This window comes from Variovorax sp. ISS6 (genome assembly GCF_056523145.1).
Genome location: NZ_JAWRZC010000001.1, coordinates 2,274,713 through 2,293,015 on the forward strand (window position 1 = coordinate 2,274,713; position 18,303 = coordinate 2,293,015).

Annotated in this window: 15 protein-coding genes; 12 read left to right on the forward strand and 3 right to left on the reverse strand. The window is 70.0% G+C overall.

Annotated features, from left to right (window positions below):
- The first annotated feature begins 32 nt into the window (after positions 1–32).
- A complete protein-coding gene (locus AC1HIL_RS10390) occupies positions 33–365 on the forward strand; it encodes a DUF805 domain-containing protein (RefSeq protein ID WP_057594083.1) in 333 nt (110 codons plus the stop codon).
- 74 nt (positions 366–439) lie between these two features.
- Here the strand turns inward: AC1HIL_RS10390 and AC1HIL_RS10395 are convergent, their stop codons facing one another.
- Together AC1HIL_RS10395 and AC1HIL_RS10400 are read right to left on the reverse strand one after the other, a co-directional pair.
- Complete coding sequence (locus AC1HIL_RS10395) at positions 440–1,498, reverse strand: 4-hydroxythreonine-4-phosphate dehydrogenase PdxA (protein WP_479671740.1); 1,059 nt, start codon at positions 1,496–1,498, stop codon at positions 440–442.
- 35 nt (positions 1,499–1,533) lie between these two features.
- Positions 1,534–2,529, reverse strand: a complete 996-nt coding sequence (locus AC1HIL_RS10400; protein ID WP_057594081.1) for a Bug family tripartite tricarboxylate transporter substrate binding protein — start codon at positions 2,527–2,529, stop codon at positions 1,534–1,536.
- Positions 2,530–2,654: 125 nt separating this feature from the next.
- Here AC1HIL_RS10400 and AC1HIL_RS10405 point away from each other — a divergent pair, with 125 nt between their 5' ends.
- From AC1HIL_RS10405 to xylB, 11 genes are all read left to right on the forward strand, one after another.
- Positions 2,655–3,590: a LysR family transcriptional regulator gene (locus AC1HIL_RS10405; protein WP_422097929.1), complete on the forward strand. Its 936-nt coding sequence runs from the start codon at positions 2,655–2,657 to the stop codon at positions 3,588–3,590.
- A 174-nt stretch (positions 3,591–3,764) separates the two neighbouring features.
- The gene (locus AC1HIL_RS10410; protein WP_261209665.1) at positions 3,765–5,075 is read left to right on the forward strand and encodes an ABC transporter substrate-binding protein; all 1,311 of its coding nucleotides are present in this window, start codon (positions 3,765–3,767) and stop codon (positions 5,073–5,075) included.
- Positions 5,076–5,138: 63 nt separating this feature from the next.
- Positions 5,139–5,996: a carbohydrate ABC transporter permease gene (locus AC1HIL_RS10415; protein ID WP_057594079.1), complete on the forward strand. Its 858-nt coding sequence runs from the start codon at positions 5,139–5,141 to the stop codon at positions 5,994–5,996.
- A gap of 149 nt (positions 5,997–6,145) precedes the next feature.
- Complete coding sequence (locus tag AC1HIL_RS10420; RefSeq protein ID WP_296741062.1) at positions 6,146–6,979, forward strand: carbohydrate ABC transporter permease; 834 nt, start codon at positions 6,146–6,148, stop codon at positions 6,977–6,979.
- Between the two features lie 17 nt (positions 6,980–6,996).
- Entirely contained in the window at positions 6,997–8,037 is a 1,041-nt protein-coding gene (locus tag AC1HIL_RS10425) for an ABC transporter ATP-binding protein (protein WP_057594077.1), read from the forward strand.
- Between the two features lie 88 nt (positions 8,038–8,125).
- Complete coding sequence (gene dalD / locus AC1HIL_RS10430) at positions 8,126–9,508, forward strand: D-arabinitol 4-dehydrogenase (RefSeq protein WP_479672482.1); 1,383 nt, start codon at positions 8,126–8,128, stop codon at positions 9,506–9,508.
- A complete protein-coding gene (locus tag AC1HIL_RS10435; protein WP_057594075.1) occupies positions 9,505–10,293 on the forward strand; it encodes an L-iditol 2-dehydrogenase in 789 nt (262 codons plus the stop codon). The genes dalD and AC1HIL_RS10435 overlap by 4 nt, the downstream gene beginning before the upstream one ends.
- 113 nt (positions 10,294–10,406) lie before the next feature.
- Complete coding sequence (locus AC1HIL_RS10440; protein ID WP_479671741.1) at positions 10,407–11,078, forward strand: transaldolase family protein; 672 nt, start codon at positions 10,407–10,409, stop codon at positions 11,076–11,078.
- A 23-nt stretch (positions 11,079–11,101) separates the two neighbouring features.
- Complete coding sequence (locus AC1HIL_RS10445; RefSeq protein ID WP_479671742.1) at positions 11,102–12,052, forward strand: carbohydrate kinase family protein; 951 nt, start codon at positions 11,102–11,104, stop codon at positions 12,050–12,052.
- 47 nt (positions 12,053–12,099) lie between these two features.
- Complete coding sequence (locus AC1HIL_RS10450; protein ID WP_057594072.1) at positions 12,100–13,053, forward strand: AraC family transcriptional regulator; 954 nt, start codon at positions 12,100–12,102, stop codon at positions 13,051–13,053.
- A gap of 36 nt (positions 13,054–13,089) precedes the next feature.
- Complete coding sequence (gene xylB / locus AC1HIL_RS10455) at positions 13,090–14,547, forward strand: xylulokinase (protein WP_479671743.1); 1,458 nt, start codon at positions 13,090–13,092, stop codon at positions 14,545–14,547.
- A gap of 14 nt (positions 14,548–14,561) precedes the next feature.
- On the opposite strand, the gene AC1HIL_RS10460 is transcribed toward xylB, so the two are convergent.
- Entirely contained in the window at positions 14,562–18,224 is a 3,663-nt protein-coding gene (locus AC1HIL_RS10460; RefSeq protein WP_479671744.1) for an indolepyruvate ferredoxin oxidoreductase family protein, read from the reverse strand.
- Positions 18,225–18,303 lie beyond the last annotated feature (79 nt).

The following is an 18,303-nucleotide window of genomic DNA, read 5'->3' on the forward strand; positions in this document are numbered from 1 at the left end:
ATTTCCCGGGGACCTCAAGAGGAGCCGAGCAAATGGATTTTCAAACAGCGGTCAAGACCTGCTTTCAGAAGTACACGGATTTCAGTGGGCGCGCCTCGCGCTCCGAGTTCTGGTGGTTCATATTGGCCGAGGTGGTCGTGCTGATCGTCGCCAGCCTCATCCACCAGATCGTCTACCTGATCGCCGCGCTGGGTTTCCTGCTGCCCGTGCTGGCCGCGGGCTCGCGCCGCCTGCACGACATCGGCAAGAGCGGCTGGTTCCAGCTGCTGATGATCATTCCGCTGGTCAACCTCGTGCTGATCTATTTCTTCGTGCAGCCCAGCCAGCCCGAGGCCAACGCCTACGGCCAGCCGCCGGGCGCCTGAAGCCCCCCGGGACTCGCAGAACAACGATTCGACAGGGCCGCGCATGCGGCCCTTTTTTCTGGTCGCCCGCCGACTCAGGCCTCGGCCGTCGCGGCCGCGCGCACCGGCGCGCCGCTGGCCATGCGCAGGCACAGGTCGAAGGCCTGCTGCAGGCCCTCGATCTGCGCGATGCCCTGGCCCGCGATGTCGAAGGCGCTGCCGCTGGCCGAGGTGGCCACGGGCACGGGCAGGCCGCCGTGCAGGGTCACGCCCTGCTCGAAGCCCATGAGCTTCATCGCGATCTGGCCCTGGTCGTGGTACATCGAGACCACCGCGTCGACGTCGCCGCGCCGCGCGCCGATGAACACCGTGTCGGGCGAGAACGGGCCGCGCGCGTCGTAGCCCTCGGCGCGCAGCTTCTCGATGGCCGGGCCGATGATCTCGATCTCCTCCATGCCGATCGAGCCGCCGTCGCCGGCATGCGGGTTGAGCCCCGAGACCGCGATGCGCGGCTGCGCCACGCCCGACTGCCGCAGTGCCGCGGCGATGATCTTCACCGCGTCGCGCACGCCTTCGCCGGTGATGTGGCTCGCCACGTCCTTGAGCGGAATGTGCGAGGTCACGCGCGAGGTCCACAGCGCGCCCGTGAGGTTGAACTCGCAGACGAAACCCGGCACCGCGAAGCGCGCCTGCATGTAGCGCAGCTCATCCTCGTGCACCAGGCCGCCCAGGCGCAGCGAATGCTTGTTGAGCGGCGCGAACAGGATCGCGTCGACCTGGCCGCGGCGCACGGCCGCGGTCGCGAGCTCGAGCGCCTGGAATGAGGCACGGCCCGAGGCCTCGTTCGATTCGCCGAGCACCGGCTCGGCGCCCTCCATCCAGTCGCAGGCCAGCAGCGAGGGCCGGCCGTCCTCGAAGCGCAGCGTGTCGAGGCTCTCGGTCGCGAGCGGATCGAGCTTCGCGCCGGCGATGCGCTCGCCCGCAGCCAGCACCACCGGGTCGGCGATCAGCAGCACGCGCGCGGCGTCGAGGTTGCGCTGGCGCGCGAGCAGCTTGACCGCCATCTCGGGGCCGACCCCGCTGGGGTCGCCGAGCAGCACGGCGATGCGGGGCTTGGCGGAGGTCACGGTCGGGATCTTCGAAGGAGTTGACATGGCGATCGTCGGTGGAGAAAAAGCGGGGGACGGCCTCATTCGGCCTTGATGTTGGCGGCGCGCACGAGCTGGCCGTAGTGCTCGAACTCCTGCCGGTTCATGGCCGCGAAGGGCTCGCCGATCAGGTTGCCGGGCTCGCCGCCCAGGGCCTTGATGCGGGCCTGCACGTCGGGCAGCTGCAGGCTGCGCGCGAGCTCGGCGCTCAGGCGCTCGACGGCCGGGCGCGGCGTGCCGGCGGTCACGTAGAGGCCGTACCAGGTCGAGACGTCGGCGCCCTTGACGCCCTGCTCGGCCAGTGTGGGCACGTCGGGCAGCTCGGGCGAGCGCTGCGGCGCGCTCACGGCCAGCGCGCGGAACTTGCCGGCCTTGATCTGGCCCATGGCCGAGGAGGTGCTGTCGAACATCATCTCGACCTCGCCCGCGATGATGTCGATGTGCGCCTGCGAGCTGCCCTTGTAGGGCACGTGCACCGACTTCATGCCGGTGGCCAGGTTGAAGGCCTCGCCGCCCACGTGCTGCGTGCTGCCGATGCCCGAGGAGGCGTACTTGAAGCCGCCGGGCTTGGCCGCCATCGCGGCCAGCAGGTCCTTCACCGACTTGTAGGGCGAGCTGGCCGACACCACCAGCACGTTGGGCATCACGGCCACCAGGCCCAGCGGTTGCAGGTCCTTGAGCGGGTCGTACTTGAGCTTGAGGATGTGCGGCGCCACCGCCTGCGCGGTGTTGGTGGCCAGGAGCAGCGTGGCGCCGTCGGCCGGCGCGCGCGCCGTGAGCTCGCCCGCGATGGTGTTGGAGGCGCCGGGCCGGTTCTCGACCACCACCGGCTGCTTGAGCGCGGGCGAGAGCTTGTCGGCCAGCACGCGCGCCAGGATGTCGGTGCCGCCGCCCGGCGAGGCGCCGACCATGATGCGCAGCGGCTTGTCGGGGTAGGCGGGCGCGGTCTGGGCGGTGGCGAGGCCGGTGGCCAGCGCGAGCGCGGCGGCGAATGCGATGGCGCATCGCTGGCGGAAGGCCGGGGAAAAGGGGCGCATCGGGGTTGTCTCCTGCTTGTTGGTCTTGGATGCCATTGCTTTCCATGCATGGCGAGGCCGCAGGTTAGGCCGTTCGCTCCCCTCGATCCAATCGAAATTGGCGGGGTCTTCATATACTTTTGGTGATGACCATCCAGAAAGCCTCGCCCGATGCCTCGCTGATGCTGCAGGTGCGACCGCGCCAGCTGTTGCTGCTGGTGCGCCTCGACGCTCACCGCCACCTGGGCCGCGCGGCCGAGGCCATGAACATCAGCCAGCCCGCGGCCACCAAGCTGCTGCAGCAGCTCGAGGATTCGCTCGGCGAGAAGCTGTTCGAGCGGCTGGCGCGCGGCATGGAGCCCACCGCCTACGGCGAGATCCTGGTGCGCTACGCCCACCGCGTGGTCAGCGACTTCGGCAGCGCGCGCGAGGAGATGCTGGCGCTGCGCTCCGGCCTCAGCGGCGCGCTGCGCGTGGGCAGCGTGCCCGGCGCCGTGCCCGAGCTGCTGGCGCCCGCGCTGGTCGAGTACCGCCGGCGCCATCCGCAGGTGGCGGTGTCGGTGGTGGTCGAGACCAGCGACGTGATGCAGGCCCAGCTCGAGCAGGGCGAGGTCGACCTGGTGCTGGGCCGGCTCACCGACGGGCACGACGAGTCGCGCTACGCCAGCGTGCCGCTGCTCGGCGAATCGCAGGTGGTGGTGGTGCGCGGCGGCCATCCGGCCTTCGAGCGCGAGGGCCTCACGCTGGCCGACCTGGCGGCCTGGCAATGGGTGCTGCAGCCGCCGGGCTCGCCGCAGCGCGGGCGCTTCGAGGCCGCCATGCGCGAGGCCGGCGTGCAGGCGCGGCTCGACATTCTCGAGACCGCCTCGCCGATCGCCATCACGGCGCTGCTCGAGAGCTCCGACATGGCGGCCGTCATGCCCGCCTCGCAGGCCCGGCACTATGCGCGGCTCGGGCTGCTGCGGGTGGTGCCGATCGAGCTGCCGGTGCGCGTGCCGCCGATCTGCCTGGTCACGCGCGAGGGGCGGCCGCTCTCGCCCGCGGCGGCCCAGTTCCGCCGGCAGCTGCTGGGCACCGGCTGAACGCTTTGGATTGCACAAAACACATGCTGTATTGCATTGACTAGGGATTTCACTAGCCAATCGGTGCATGAAAGTACTGTCGATGACATTCGAAGTACCAAAATCGCAAGCCGGTTTATCCAGAATCCGGGCACGGCGACCCAAGGGGGCGTCGCTCACCCTCTAGGAGACAACATGCAGCGTTTTCTGAAAGCGGGCCTCGTCCTCGCACTCGCCGGCACCGGCCTCGTTGCCCAGGCGGCCACCGAACTCGTGATCGCGACCGTCAACAACGGCCACATGATCGAGATGCAGAAGCTCACGCCCTTCTTCGAGAAGGCCAATCCCGACATCAAGCTCAAGTGGGTCACGCTGGAGGAGGGCACGCTGCGCCAGCGCGTGACCACCGACATCGCCACCAAGGGCGGCCAGTTCGACGTGATGACCATCGGCCTGTACGAAGCGCCGATCTGGTCGAAGAAGGGCTGGCTGCAGCCCATCGCCACCGATGCCGCCTACGACGCCGACGACCTGCTGCCCGCGATCCGCGACGGCCTGTCGTACCAGGGCAAGCTCTACGCCGCGCCGTTCTACGGCGAGAGCTCGATGCTCATGTACCGCAAGGACCTGGCCGACAAGGTCGGCTTCCAGATGCCCGAGCAGCCGACCTGGACCCAGGTGAAGGAACTGGCCGGCAAGATCCACGACCCGAAGGCCGGCGTCTACGGCATGTGCCTGCGCGGCAAGCCGGGCTGGGGCGACAACATGGCCTTCCTGACCACGCTGGTCAACACCAACGGCGGCCAGTGGTTCGACATGCAGTGGAAGCCGCAGATCGACACCAAGCCCTGGAAGGACGCGATCGGCTTCTACGTCGACCTGATGAAGGCCTACGGCCCGCCGGGCGCCTCGGCCAACAGCTTCAACGAGAACCTCGCGCTCTTCAACGAAGGCAAGTGCGGCATGTGGGTCGACGCGACCATCGCGGCCTCGTTCATCAGCGATCCCAAGCAGTCGAAGGTGGCCGACAAGGTGGCTTTCGCGCAGGCACCGGTGGCCGTCACGCCCAAGGGCGCCAACTGGCTGTGGACCTGGAACCTGGCGATCCCCGCCAGCTCGACCAAGGCCGCCGCCGCCCAGACCTTCGTGAAGTGGGCCACCTCCAAGGACTACATCAACCTGGTCGCCAAGGAGCAGGGCTGGGGCGCGGTGCCCACCGGCACGCGCAAGTCGACCTACGCGAACCCCGAGTTCCAGAAGGTCGCGAAGTTCGCCGCCGCCGAGAAGAAGGCCATCGACAGCGCCAACCTCAGCGACAGCACGCTGCCCAAGTCGCCTTATGTCGGCGTGCAGTACGCGGCCATCCCCGAGTTCCAGGCCATCGGCGTGGCGGTGGGCCAGCAGATGAGCGCGGCGCTCGCGGGCAAGGTCACGGTCGACCAGGCGCTGAAGACCTCGCAGACCACGGCCGAGCGCGAGATGAAGAAGGCCGGCTACTACAAGTAAGCCGCGCGGCCTGCGCCCTCCCCCTGGGGGAGGGCGCCAGACAGAAGAGAGAAGGGATCACCCATGAAAAGACTCCTGCCCCGCGCGCTCATGGCGCCGGCCGTGCTCACGCTCTTCCTCTGGATGATCGTGCCGCTCGCGATGACGTTGTACTTCTCGTTCGTGAACTACAACCTCATGCAGCCCGGCGACCATCCCTTCGCGGGCCTCGCCAACTTCGAGTACTTCGTCACCGACCCGGACTTCTGGCCCGCGACCTGGAACACGCTGCTCCTGATCGGCAGCGTGATCGGCATCACCGTGGTGCTCGGCGTGCTGCTCGCGCTGCTGGTCAACGAACCCTTCCCGGGCCGCGGCATCGTGCGCGTGCTCTTGATCTCGCCCTTCTTCGTCATGCCCGCGGTCAACGCGCTGCTGTGGAAGCACATGATGATGAACCCGATCTACGGCATCCTGGCCGACGTGTGGCGCATGTTCGGCGCCCAGCCGATCGACTGGCTCACCGACGTGCCCCTGCTGTCGGTGATCATCATGGTGGCCTGGCAATGGCTGCCCTTCGCCTGCCTGATCTTCATCACCTCGCTGCAGTCGCTCGACCGCGAGCAGATGGAGGCCGCGCGCATGGACGGCGCGAGCGCGTTCCAGCGCTTCTTCTACCTCACCGTGCCGCACCTCGCGCGCCCGATGGCGGTGGTGATCATGATCGAGATGATCTTCCTGCTCAGCGTGTTCGCCGAGATCGCCATCACCACCAACGGCGGCCCGGGCAACGAGAGCACGAACATGACCTACATGATCTTCAAGCAGTCGCTCATGAACTTCGACGTGGGCGTGGCTTCCGCGGGCGCGCTGTTCGCGGTGGTGCTGGCCAACATCGTGGCCGTGTTCCTGATCCGCATCATCGGCAAGAACCTGGACTAGTCATGTTGCACACCCCCAGTCTTCGCGCACTTCGTGTCGCTTCGCCAACCCCCTTGCAGGGGGCAACACCAACGGCCCGGCAAAGCCGGTTCCGTGGTGTTCCTGGAATGGGCCGTGTCTTGCCCACCGCACGATGGAGTAGCTGAACCATGCAACAACAAGCTCCCAGCAACTTCCTGCCGCAACTGCTGCGCACCGTCGGCGCCTGGGCCGTCGCGTTGCTGCTGTTCTTCCCGCTCGGCTGGCTGTTCCTCACGGCCTTCAAGACCGAGCTGCAGGCGATCCACGTGCCGCCGCTGTTCATCTTCGAGCCCACGCTCGACAACTTCGGCGAAGTGCAGCGGCGCAGCGACTACCTGCTGTACGCGCGCAACTCGCTGATCACCAGCCTGGGCTCGACCATCCTCGGCCTGTTGATCGCGGCGCCGGCCGCGTACTCGATGGCCTTCTTCCGCACGAAGAAGACGCGCGACATCCTGATGTGGATGCTCTCGACCAAGATGATGCCGGCCGTGGGCGCGCTGGTGCCGATCTACGTGCTCGCGCAGACCGCGGGCATGCTGGACTCGCTGAGCGCGCTGACCATCGTGTTCACGCTGTCGAACCTGCCGATCATGGTCTGGATGCTCTACAGCGCCTACAAGGACATCCCGAACGAGATCCTCGAGGCCGCGCGCATGGACGGCGCGAGCCTGTGGACCGAGTTCCGCCATGTCGTGATGCCGCTGTCGGTCGGCGGCCTCGCCTCCACCGGCCTGCTGTGCCTGGTGCTGAGCTGGAACGAAGCCTTCTGGGCGCTCAACCTCACCTCGGCCAAGGCCGGCACGCTGGCCACGCTGATCGCCTCGTACTCGAGCCCCGAGGGCCTGTTCTGGGCCAAGTTGTCGGCGGCCTCGCTGATGGCCATCGCGCCCATCGTCGTGTTCGGCTGGTTCAGCCAGAAGCAACTGGTGCAAGGCCTGACCTTCGGCGCCGTCAAGTAAAGAAAGGGAGACACCCCATGGCCTACCTCGAACTCAAGAACATCAAGAAGAGCTTTGGTGACGTCAACATCATCAAGGGCGTCGACCTCGAAATCCAGAAGGGCGAATTCATCGTCTTCGTCGGGCCTTCGGGCTGCGGCAAGTCGACCCTGCTGCGGCTGATCGCGGGACTCGAGCCGATCACCAGCGGCAACCTGCTGCTCGACGGCAAGGACATCACCTGGGCGCCCTCGGGCAAGCGCGACCTCGCGATGGTGTTCCAGAGCTATGCGCTCTATCCGCACATGAGCGTGTACGACAACATGTCCTTCGCGCTCAAGCTCGCGGGCACGAGCAAGTCCGAGATCAAGACCAAGGTCGAGCATGCGGCCAAGACGCTGAACCTCACGCAGTACCTCGACCGCCTGCCCAAGGACCTCTCGGGCGGCCAGCGCCAGCGCGTGGCCATCGGCCGCGCCATCGTGCGCGCGCCCAAGGTGTTCCTGTTCGACGAGCCGCTGTCGAACCTCGACGCGGCGCTGCGCGGCAACACGCGCGTGGAGATCCACAAGCTGCACCGCGCGCTCGGTGCGACCACCATCTACGTCACGCACGACCAGGTCGAGGCCATGACCCTGGCCGACCGCGTGGTGGTGCTCAAGGACGGGCTGATCGAGCAGGTCGGCACGCCGCTCGAGCTCTACGACCGCCCGGCCAACCAGTTCGTCGCGCAGTTCATCGGCATGCCCTCGATGAACATGGTGGCGGCCAGCGCCATCCCGAGCTTCTCGGCCGCCACCGGCGGCCGGCTGCCGAGCGACGGCTTCCTCGGCGTGCGGCCCGAGGGCCTGCGCGTGCATGCGAAGGCCGGCGCGCCGGTGTCGGACGTGCAGGGCCGCGTCGAGCTGATCGAGGCGCTGGGCGCCGACACGCTGATCCACGTCGACGTGGGCGGCGTGCCGCTGGTGGCGCGCCAGAACGACCGCACGCCGCTGCAGGCCGGCGACGACGTGGCGGTCGAACTCGATCCCTCGGTGCTGCACCTGTTCACGCGCGACGGGCGCGCGGTCGCGGCCTGAATCCCCTCTCTCGTTTCATTCCTCTTCCGGGACATTCTTCGTGACTCTCGCAGCAGCACCCCTTCCACCCGCTCCCTCGGAGTTCACGGTGCTCCACCTCGGCCTCGGGTCCTTCCACCGGGCGCACCAGGCGGTCTACCTGCAGCGGCTGATCGACGCGGGCGACACGCGCTGGTCGATCTCGGGCGCCAACATCCGGCCCGACATGGCCGAGGTCGTCGAGGCGCTGCGCGCCCAGGGCGGCCGCTACACGCTCGAAACGGTGTCGCCCGCGGGCGAGTACCGCTACGAGCAGATCGAGGCCATCCGCGAGGTGCTGCCCTACGAGCCCTCGCTCGCCGGCCCGATCGCGCGCGGCGCCGCGTCGTCGACGCGCATCGTCTCCTTCACCGTCACCGAGGCCGGCTACTACCTCGACACCAAGGGCCGGCTCGACCTGTCCTTCGCCGACCTCGCTGCCGACATCGCGCGTGCCGCCAAAGGCGAGGCGGGTGGCGCGGGCGTGACCATCTACGGCGCCGTCTGCGCGATCCTGCGCGCGCGCAAGGCCGCCGGCGCGGGCCCGCTCACGCTGCTGAACTGCGACAACCTGCGCCACAACGGCGAGCGCTTCCGCGCCGGCCTGCTCGAGTTCATCGAGCGCGCGGGCGATGCCGAGCTGCTGGCCTGGACGCAGGCCAACACCCGCTGCCCCAACGCCATGGTCGACCGCATCACGCCGCGCCCGCCGCCCGAGCTGCGCGCGCGCGTGCAGGCCGCCACCGGTCGCGACGACGCGGCCGCGATCACCGGCGAGAGCTTCATCCAGTGGGTCATCGAGGACGACTTCGCGGCCGGCCGCCCCGACTGGGCGCGCGTGGGCGTCGAACTGGTCGACTCGGTGCAGCCCTACGAGGAAGCCAAGATCCGCATCCTCAACGCCACCCACAGCTGCATCGCCTGGGCCGGCACGCTGGTGGGGCTCGGCTTCATCCACGAGGGCACGCACGACGCCGCCATCCGCAAGATGGCCTTCGACTACGTGAGCGACGATGTCATCCCCTGCCTGAGCCCGAGCCCGATCGATCTCGCGGCCTACCGCGACGTGGTGCTCGACCGCTTCGGCAATCCCGCCATCCGCGACACCAACCAGCGCGTGGCCGCCGACGGCTTCTCGAAGATCCCTGGCTTCATCGCACCGACCGTGCGCGAGCGGCTGGCCGCGGGCCAGCCCATCGACAGCGTGGCGATGCTGCCCGCGCTGTTCCTGGCCTTCCTGCAGCGCTGGCACCGCGGCGCCTTGCCCTATGCCTACCAGGACCAGGGCATGGACGAAGCCGTGGCTCATGCGATCTGCGATGCGGCCGACCCGGTCGCCGCGCTGTGCGCGGACGCGGGCCTGTGGGGCCCGATCGCGGGCGATGCGCGGCTGGTCGATGCGGTGCGCCGCGCGAGCGGGCGCGTCTCGGACTTCGTGAGCGCGAAGGCATGAGCACCCGGCTGCAGGATCGCCATGTTCTGCTGACCGGCGCGGGCGGCGGCATCGGCCTGGCGGTCGCCGAGGCCTGCATCGCCGAAGGCGCGCGCTGCAGCGTGGTCGATCGCGCGGCCGCGCCCTCCGAGGCGGTGCGCGCGCTGCAGCAGCGCCATCCCGATCGCCTGGCCTACATCGCGGCCGACGTGACCGACATGCAGGCCATCGCGCGCCTGCTGGTCGAGGCGCAGGTGGCCTTCGGGCCGATCCACGTGCTGTTCAACAACGCCGCCGTGTTCGATCTCGCGCCGCTGCTGGACAGCGACGAGGCCTCGTTCGACCGCCTGTTCGCCGTCAACGTGAAGGGCATGTTCTTCGTCATGCAGGCCGTGCTGCGCCACATGGTCGAGGCCGGCACCCGCGGTGCCTCGGTCATCAACATGGCCTCGCAGGCGGGGCGGCGCGGCGAGGCGCTGGTGTCGCACTACTGCGCCACCAAGGCCGCCGTGATCAGCTACACCCAGAGCGCGGCGCTCGCGATGGCACCGCACGGCATCCGCGTCAACGGCATCGCGCCCGGCGTGGTCGACACGCCGATGTGGGACCAGGTCGACAGCCTGTTCGCCCGGGCCGAGGGACTGGCCCTCGGCGAGAAGAAGCGGCGCGTGGGGCTCGAGGTGCCGCTGGGCCGCATGGGCCTGCCGGGCGACATCGCGGGCGCGGCCGTGTTCCTGGCCAGCGACGAGGCGCGCTACATCACGGCGCAGACCTTGAACGTCGATGGCGGCAACGTCATGAGCTGAGGTGGCGATGCACTCTGCAGCGAAGTCAGGAAAGTATCGGAGCGCTTGCCTTCCTTGCGGTGAAGCGCGGGCCGCCCGGTGAGAAGATAGCCGGCCCCCGCCGCACGCGATCCATGAACGACGATTTCCATCTCTACCTCGACAGCGCCGACCTCGCGGAGTTGCGGGCCTGCCTGCCGCACCCGGTCGTCCATGGCGTGACGACCAACCCGACCTTGCTTCGGCGCGCCGGTGTCGGTCGCGCCGACGTGCCCGGCCTGCTGCAGCGCTGCATCGAGCTGGGTGCGCGCCAGGTGCAGGCTCAGGTGTACTCGAGCGAGGTCGACGGCATGCTCGAGGATGCGCGCTCGCTGCTGCCGAAGTTCGACGCCGGCCAGCTCGTCATCAAGATTCCCGCCACGCGCCAGGGCCTGGTGGCCGGCGCGCGGCTGATCGCGCAGGGCGTGCCCGTGACCTGGACCGCCGTCTACGCGCCCGAGCAGGCGCACTTCGCGGCGCAATTGGGCGCGGCCTATGCGGCGCCGTACCTCGGGCGGCTCGAGGATGCCGGCCAGGACGGGCTCGCGCTGATCGCGCGCATGCAGTCGCTGGTCGCGCAACGGCCCGCGTCGGGCACGCGGCTGCTGGTGGCGAGCATCCGCTCGCGCGAGGCCTACCTGTCGCTGCTCGCGCTGGGCGTCGGCGCCATCACGATCCCGCCGCGCCTGTTCGCCGAACTGCTCGACCATCCCGCCACCTTGGCCGCCGAACGCGGCTTCCTGGACGACGCTGGCGCCCTGAACTGACCGAAGAAAATCCTTTCTCCACCATGCGCATTGCACTCACGGGCGAAGCCCTGATCGATTTCACCGCCAGCGAGGCCGGCGCACTGGCTTTCCTCGGCCATGAGGGCGGTTCGCCGCTCAACACGGCCGTGGCCTGCGCGCGCCTGGGCCAGCACACGGGCTTCTTCACGCAGCTGTCGACCGACCTGTTCGGCGAGCGGCTGATGGCCTTCCTCGAACGCAATGGCGTCGACACCGGCTTCATCCTTCGCAGCAGCGCGCCCTCGACCCTGGCCTTCGTCGAGCGCACGCCGCAGACCAACCGCTATGCCTTCTACACGCACGGCAGCGCCGACGCGACCTGGGCGCCCGAGCCGCTGCCGCAGCTGCCGGCCGACTGCCGCTTTCTGCACTTCGGCTCGATCTCGCTGCTGCAGGAGCCGGCCGCGACGCGCATCGCCGACCTCGTGAGCGCCAACGCGGGCCGCTGCGTGATCGTGTTCGATCCCAACGTGCGGCCCAGCCTGATCCCCGACCTCGCGGCCTACCGAGCGCGTGTCGCCAACTGGTTCGCGATGGCCGACCTCGTGAAGCTCAGCGACGAGGATGCCGCGCTGTTGGCACCGGATCGCCCGGTCGATGCGCTGGCCACCGAGATCCTGGCCGCGGGCGCGCGCGCCGTCATCGTCACGCGCGGCGGCGAGGGCGCCACGCTGTGGCGCGCGGGCAAGGCGCCGCTGTCGGTGGCCGCGCCGCGCGTGCAGGTGGTCGACACCATCGGCGCCGGCGACACCTTCACGGCCGGCCTGTCGGTCGCGCTGCTCGAACAGGGCGTCGAGCACCGCGACCAGCTCGCGGCGCTCGGCGACGACGGCTGGCGCGCGGTGATGCGCTTCGCCGCCACCGCCGCGGCCCTGAACTGCACCCGCGAGGGTGCCGATCCACCGGTGCTGGCGGCCGTGCAGGCGGCGCTGGCGCAGGGAGACAATCTCTAGCACCCTTGCATTGGCAGCGGGCGCGGCCCGCGAGCGAGCATGCAGCCATGACCACCACCACCCGCAAGCGTTCGATTCCCCGCCAGCGCCAGCCCGAGCTGGAGCGCGACTTCGCGCGCTCGCCCTCGCTGGGCTACGAGGCGCCCGAGGAGACCGGCCTGGTGCGATGCCTGGCGCACGGCTTCCCGAGCCCGCTGGTGCGCTGGCACTTCCACGAGGACTACGAGCTGCACCTGATCACCGAGACCTCGGGCAAGGCCTTCATCGGCGACTGGATCGGGCCGTTCCAGCCCGGCCACCTGGTGCTGTGCGGCCCGCGGCTGCCGCACAACTGGATCTCGCTCGACGTGCCCGAAGGAGGTGCCGCCGGGCGCGACCGCGTGATCCAGTTCCGGCACGAGCCGATCGAGCAGGCCGCGGCGCAGATTCCCGAGCTGCGCGAGGTCATGCAGCTGCTCGAGCGCGCGCGCCACGGCATCGAGTTCTTCGGCCTCTCGCAGCAGGCGCAGCAGCACTGGGACGACATCAAGGCCGCGCGCGGCGTGCGCCGGCTCGGGCTGTTCCTGGGCTTCCTGGCCGACCTCGCGCAGTGCACCGACTACCGGCTGCTGTCGAGCGTGCAGATGCAGGGCGCGCAGGGCGCCGACGGCGATGCGCAGGTCGACCAGATCAACGGCATCGTCAACCGCATCACCAACAACATGACCGAGCAGCTCTCGATGGCCGACCTGGCCGCCGAGCTCGGCATGAGCGAGAGCCGCTTCAGCCGCTTCTTCCGGCGTTCCACCGGCAACAGCTTCACCGACTTCGTCAACCGCGTGCGCATCAACAGCGCCTGCCACCTGCTGATGCAGACCGACCATTACGTGACCGACATCTGCTACCAGGTCGGCTTCAACAACGTGGCGAACTTCAACCGGCGCTTTCTCGAGATCAAGGGCATGACGCCCAGCGAGTTCCGCCGCCAGGCCGACACCCGCTTCGGCAACGGCATGGCCTGAACGCCGCCTTTCATCCAAACCCACCGGGAGCTTCTCTTGTATCTGGGACTCGACCTCGGCACGTCCGAGCTCAAGGCGCTGCTGCTCGCCGACGATCACCGCATCGTCGGCGTGGCGCGCGCATCGCTGACCGTGGACCGGCCGCATCCGCTGTGGTCCGAACAATCGCCCGCGCAATGGTGGCAGGCGCTCGAGCAGGTGATGGCGCAACTGCGCGCCGACCAGCCGGCGGCGCTCGCGCAGGTGCGCGCCATCGGGCTGTCGGGCCAGATGCACGGCGCCACCTTGCTCGACGCGGCCGGCGAGGTGCTGCGCCCGGCCATCCTCTGGAACGACGGTCGCAGCGGCGCGCAGTGCGAGGCGCTGACGCGCGCGGTGCCGCGCCTGGGCGAGATCGCGGGCAACCTCGCGATGCCGGGCTTCACGGCGCCCAAGCTGCTGTGGGTGCGCGAGCACGAGCCCGAGCTCTTCGCGCGCGTGGCGCGCGTGCTGCTGCCCAAGGACTGGCTGCGCTTCATGCTGAGCGGCGAGGCGGTCGGCGAGATGTCCGACGCGGCCGGTACGCTGTGGCTCGACGTCGGCGCGCGCGACTGGTCCGACGAGCTGCTCGCGGCCACCGGCCTCACGCGTGCGCAGATGCCGCGGCTGGTGGAGGGCAGCGAGGTCTCGGCCACGCTGAAGTCCGCGCTCGCCGAACGCTGGGGCCTGGGCGCGGAGGTGAAGATCGCCGGCGGCGCGGGCGACAACGCCGCCAGCGCGGTCGGCATGGGCATCGTGGAGCCGGGGCAGGGCTTCGTCTCGCTCGGCACCTCGGGCGTGATCTTCGTCGCCTCGAGCCGCTTCGAACCGAATCCCGCGCAGGCGGTGCATGCCTTCTGCCATGCGCTGCCGGGCCGCTGGCACCAGATGTCGGTGATGCTCTCGGCCGCGAGCGCCGTGAGCTGGGCCTCGCGGCACCTGGGCTTCGGCGACGAGGCCACGCTGCTGGCGGCGGCCGCGCGGCTCGACGACGCGGCGCGTGCGCGCGCGCCGATCTTCCTGCCCTACCTGTCGGGTGAACGCTCGCCGCACAACAACGCGAACGCGCAGGGCGTGCTCTTCGGGCTCACGCAGGCGCACGGCGCCGACGACATCGCCTATGCCGTGGTCGAGGGCGTGAGCTTCGGCCTGCGCGACGGGCTCGACACGCTGGCGCGGCCCGCGGGCGCGCTGGCGCTGGTGGGGGGCGGCGCGCGCAGCAGCTGGTGGGCGCAGCTGCTGGCCGACATCCTCGAGGTGCCGCTGACGCTGGCCGAGGGCGGCGAGGCCGGTGGCGCGCTGGGCGCCGCGCGGCTGGCCTGGCTGGCCGACGGCGGCGCGATCGCCGCGGTCTGCACCGCGCCCGCGGTGCGGCAGCGCTTCGATCCGAAGGCCGAGGCCGCGGCGGGGCACCGCGCGCGGCATGCGCGCTTTCGCAAGCTCTATCCGCTGCTGCGCGCGTCCTTCGAGGCCTGAGTGCCTCCGCGGCCTCAGTGCGCCGCGACGATCGCGATGCCCTTGATCTGCCCCGCGGCCTTGGTCGAGGCCGGCGCCGGATAGCGCTGCGGCCGCAGGCGGTGCAGCAGTTCGGCTTCGCGTGCACGCGCCAGCGCGAGGTTGCCGATCTTCACGTGGCCGTAGCCGCGAATCGTCATCGGCAGCGCGGCGATGTCGGCCAGCAGCTTCTGGTCGGCGGCCGCCATGTCCTGCGCCAGTTCGTCGAGCCGGGCCTCGAAGTGGGCGATCAGCTCGCGCTCCAGCCGCCGCTCCTGCGTACGGCCGAAGGGATCGAAGGGCGTGTGGCGCAGCGCCTTGCCGCGCGCGAGCACGCGCATCGCGGGCAGCATCCAGGCACCGAAGCGGATCTTGCGCGGCGCCTGGCCGTTCTTCGGCGGTGCGAGGAAGGGCGGGGCCATGTGGAACTCGAGCTTGATCTTCTCGCCCTCGAACTGTTCCATCAGGCTGCGCTGGAAGCTGCCGTCGGTGTACAGGCGCGCCACCTCGTACTCGTCCTTGTAGCTCATGAGCTTGAGCAGGCTGCGCGCCGCGTTGCGCGTGAAGGGCAGCGAGGCATCGCCGCCGAGCGCCGATTCGCGCTGCTGCAGCGCGCGGATGCGGGTCTCGAAGCGCCGCGCCCAGGCGGCGTTCTGGTAGCCCGAGAGATGGGCCACGCCGCGCGCGACGATGGCCTCGAGGTCGTTGCCGTCGGCCGCGTTCGCGAGGTCCATCGTCGACGCGGGCTGCAGCGTGTCGCCCAGGCGCTCGAGCCCTTCGGGATCGGCCGCGGCCATGCGGCCCAGCGCGAAGGCCAGGCGATTGGCGGCGACCGCCACGCCGTTGAGTTCGATGGCGCGCATCAGCGCCTCGAAGCCCAGCGGCACCAGGCCGAGCTGCCACGCATAGCCCACGGCGAGGATGTTGGCGGCCAGCGTGTCGCCGATGAACTCCTCGGCCAGCGCCTGCGCGTCGAAGGTCTTCACCTGTTCCTCGCCGGCCGCGAACTGCAGCTTCTCGAGCAGCAGGTCGATGTGCAGCTCGGCGTCGGGATTGCGCAGCGACTCGGCGACCGGGATCTCGTGCAGGTTCGCGAGGATGCGCGTGCGGCCGTGGCGCACGGCCTGCAGCGCCTCGGGCGAGGAGCCGACGACGAGGTCGCAGGCCAGCACGGCATCGGCCTGCTGGGTGTCGATGCGGGCCTGGTTCAGGCGCTCCGGATGGCTGGCCATGCGCACGAAGCTCAGCACCGAGCCGCCCTTCTGCGCGAAGCCCATGAAGTCGAGCACGCTCGCGGCCTTGCCCTCGAGGTGCGCGGCCATCGCGACCAGCGCGCCCACGGTCACCACGCCGGTGCCGCCGACGCCGGTGACCAGCAGGTCGTAGGGCGCGTTGTCCCAGTCGTGGCCCGGGGGCTGCGGCAGCGCGGCGGCGCGCGCCAGCACGGCGTCCTTCTCGCGCTGCAGCGCGCCGGCCTTGCGGCGCAGCGAGGCGCCCGTCACGCCGACGAAGCTCGGGCAGAAGCCCTGGGCGCAGGAGTAGTCCTTGTTGCAGTGGGTCTGGTCGATCTGGCGCTTGCGGCCCAGCGGCGTCTCGTGCGGCACCACCGCCACGCAGTTGCTCTGCACCGTGCAGTCGCCGCAGCCCTCGCACACCGCCTGGTTGATGAACAGGCGCTTGGGCGGATCGGCCAGTTCGCCCTTCTTGCGCCGGCGGCGCTTCTCGGCGGCGCAGGTCTGCTCGTAGATCAGCACGGTGACCCCCGCCACCTCGCGCAGCTCGCGCTGCACCGTGTCGAGCAGGCTGCGGTCGTGGAAGCCGGTGCCGGCCGGGAAGCGATCCTTCTGGCCGTCGTACTTGCGGATGTCGTCGCTGACCACCACCACGCGCGCCACGCCTTCCGATTCGACCTGGCGCGCGATCGCGTCGACGGTGATCACGCCGTCCACCGGCTGGCCGCCGGTCATCGCGACCGCGTCGTTGAACAGGATCTTGTAGGTCATGGTGGCCTTGGCCGCCACCGCCTGGCGGATCGCCAGGTAGCCCGAGTGGTAGTAGGTGCCGTCGCCGAGGTTCTGGAACACGTGCGGCACGCGCGTGAACTTGGAATGCGAGATCCAGTCCACGCCTTCGCCGCCCATCTGCACCAGGCCCGCGGTGCCGCGCTCCATCCAGCTGGCCATGAAGTGGCAGCCGATGCCGGCGCGCGCGGTCGAGCCCTCGGGCACCTTGGTGCTGGTGTTGTGCGGGCAGCCGGCGCAGAAGTAGGGCAGGCGCTTCACGGCATCGCTGGCGTTGGCCAGCAGGTCGGGCGGCGTGAAGTCGCGCACGCGCTCGGTCGGGCGGCCGATGCCGTCGGCGCCGCCGACGTGGCGCTCGAGCCATTCGGCCACGCGCTCGATCAGCCGCGAGGGCCGCAGCTCGCCGAGCGCCGAGATGAAGGGGCGGCCGTCGCGGTCGTGCTTGCCGACCAGCGCCGGGCGTGCGTCGGCCGGCGCGTTGTAGAACATGTCGCGCAGCTGGCTCTCGACGAAGGCGCCTTTCTCCTCGATCACCAGCACCTCGGCCAGGCCCGCGGTGAAGGCGCGCATGCGCGTCTGCTCGAGCGGGAAGCTCAGGCCCACCTTGTAGATGCGCACGCCGGCCGCGGCCAGGCGTTCGGTCGGGATCTCGAGCCGGCGCAGCACCTCCATCAGGTCGTAGTGGGCCTTGCCGCAGGTCACGATGCCGACGCGGGCCTCGGGGCTCTCGACCGCCACGCGGTCGATGCTGTTGACGCGCGCGAAGGCGGCCACTGCCTCGTGCTTGTCGGCCAGCCGCGACTCGATGCGCAGCGAGGGCAGGTCGGGCCAGCGGTAGTGCAGGCCGTCGGCCGGCGCGCGGTGGCCGGTGGCCTCGCGCACGCCGTCGGCATCGAGCCAGGCGGCGCTGCGCGCGAGGATCAGGTCGAGGTCGACCGTGCTCGAGCTCTCGACCACCTCCGACAGCGCCGGCATGCCGACCCAGGTGCCCGAGTAGCGCGAGAGCGCATAGCCGTAGAGCCCGAACTCCACCAACTCGGCCACGTTGGCCGGCTGCAGCACCGGCATGCCCCAGGCCGCGAAGGCCTGGTCGGACTGGTGCGGCATCGACGAGGACACGCAGCCGTGGTCGTCGCCCGCCACCACCAGCACGCCGCCGTTGGGCGAGGCGCCGTAGGCGTTGCCGTGCTTGATCGCGTCGCCCGCGCGGTCCACGCCCGGGCCCTTGCCGTACCACATGCCGAACACGGCCTCGACCTCGCGCTCGGGGTCGGACTCCACGCGCTGGGTGCCGAGCACCTGGGTGGCGGCCAGTTCCTCGTTGATGGCGGGCACGAAGCGCACGCCCTCCTGCTCGAAGCGGCTGCCGGCCTTCCAGATCGCCTGGTCGACCATGCCGAGCGGCGAGCCGCGGTAGCCGCTGACGAAGCCGCGGCTGTCGAGGCCGCGCGCGGCATCGCGCTGGCGCTGCATGCACAGCAGGCGCACCAGCGCCTGCGTGCCGGTGAGGAAGACCACGCCCGAGCTCGCCCAGAGGTTGTCGGCGAGCTGGTAGCCCGGACGGGCGAGGGTGGTCGTGGCGGCGGTTTCGGCGGCGCGGGTGGGGGCTGCGGCCGAAGAGAGGTCATTCGAATTCATTGCGAGATTGTTGTTCTCGCTCAGGAGGAATATTCTCTTGAATCACTACAGGGTGACCCTGTAATCAGGAATATACATC

Coding starts and splice junctions, on each gene's coding strand:
- AC1HIL_RS10390 (WP_057594083.1), top strand. CDS start 33: ATGGATTTTCAAACAGCGGTCAAGACCTGCTTTCAGAAGTACACGGAT.
- AC1HIL_RS10400 (WP_057594081.1), bottom strand. CDS start 2,529: ATGCGCCCCTTTTCCCCGGCCTTCCGCCAGCGATGCGCCATCGCATTC.
- AC1HIL_RS10435 (WP_057594075.1), top strand. CDS start 9,505: ATGAGCACCCGGCTGCAGGATCGCCATGTTCTGCTGACCGGCGCGGGC.
- AC1HIL_RS10405 (WP_422097929.1), top strand. CDS start 2,655: ATGACCATCCAGAAAGCCTCGCCCGATGCCTCGCTGATGCTGCAGGTG.
- AC1HIL_RS10410 (WP_261209665.1), top strand. CDS start 3,765: ATGCAGCGTTTTCTGAAAGCGGGCCTCGTCCTCGCACTCGCCGGCACC.
- AC1HIL_RS10425 (WP_057594077.1), top strand. CDS start 6,997: ATGGCCTACCTCGAACTCAAGAACATCAAGAAGAGCTTTGGTGACGTC.
- AC1HIL_RS10420 (WP_296741062.1), top strand. CDS start 6,146: ATGCAACAACAAGCTCCCAGCAACTTCCTGCCGCAACTGCTGCGCACC.
- AC1HIL_RS10450 (WP_057594072.1), top strand. CDS start 12,100: ATGACCACCACCACCCGCAAGCGTTCGATTCCCCGCCAGCGCCAGCCC.
- AC1HIL_RS10395 (WP_479671740.1), bottom strand. CDS start 1,498: ATGTCAACTCCTTCGAAGATCCCGACCGTGACCTCCGCCAAGCCCCGC.
- AC1HIL_RS10460 (WP_479671744.1), bottom strand. CDS start 18,224: ATGAATTCGAATGACCTCTCTTCGGCCGCAGCCCCCACCCGCGCCGCC.
- AC1HIL_RS10445 (WP_479671742.1), top strand. CDS start 11,102: ATGCGCATTGCACTCACGGGCGAAGCCCTGATCGATTTCACCGCCAGC.
- AC1HIL_RS10440 (WP_479671741.1), top strand. CDS start 10,407: ATGAACGACGATTTCCATCTCTACCTCGACAGCGCCGACCTCGCGGAG.
- AC1HIL_RS10415 (WP_057594079.1), top strand. CDS start 5,139: ATGAAAAGACTCCTGCCCCGCGCGCTCATGGCGCCGGCCGTGCTCACG.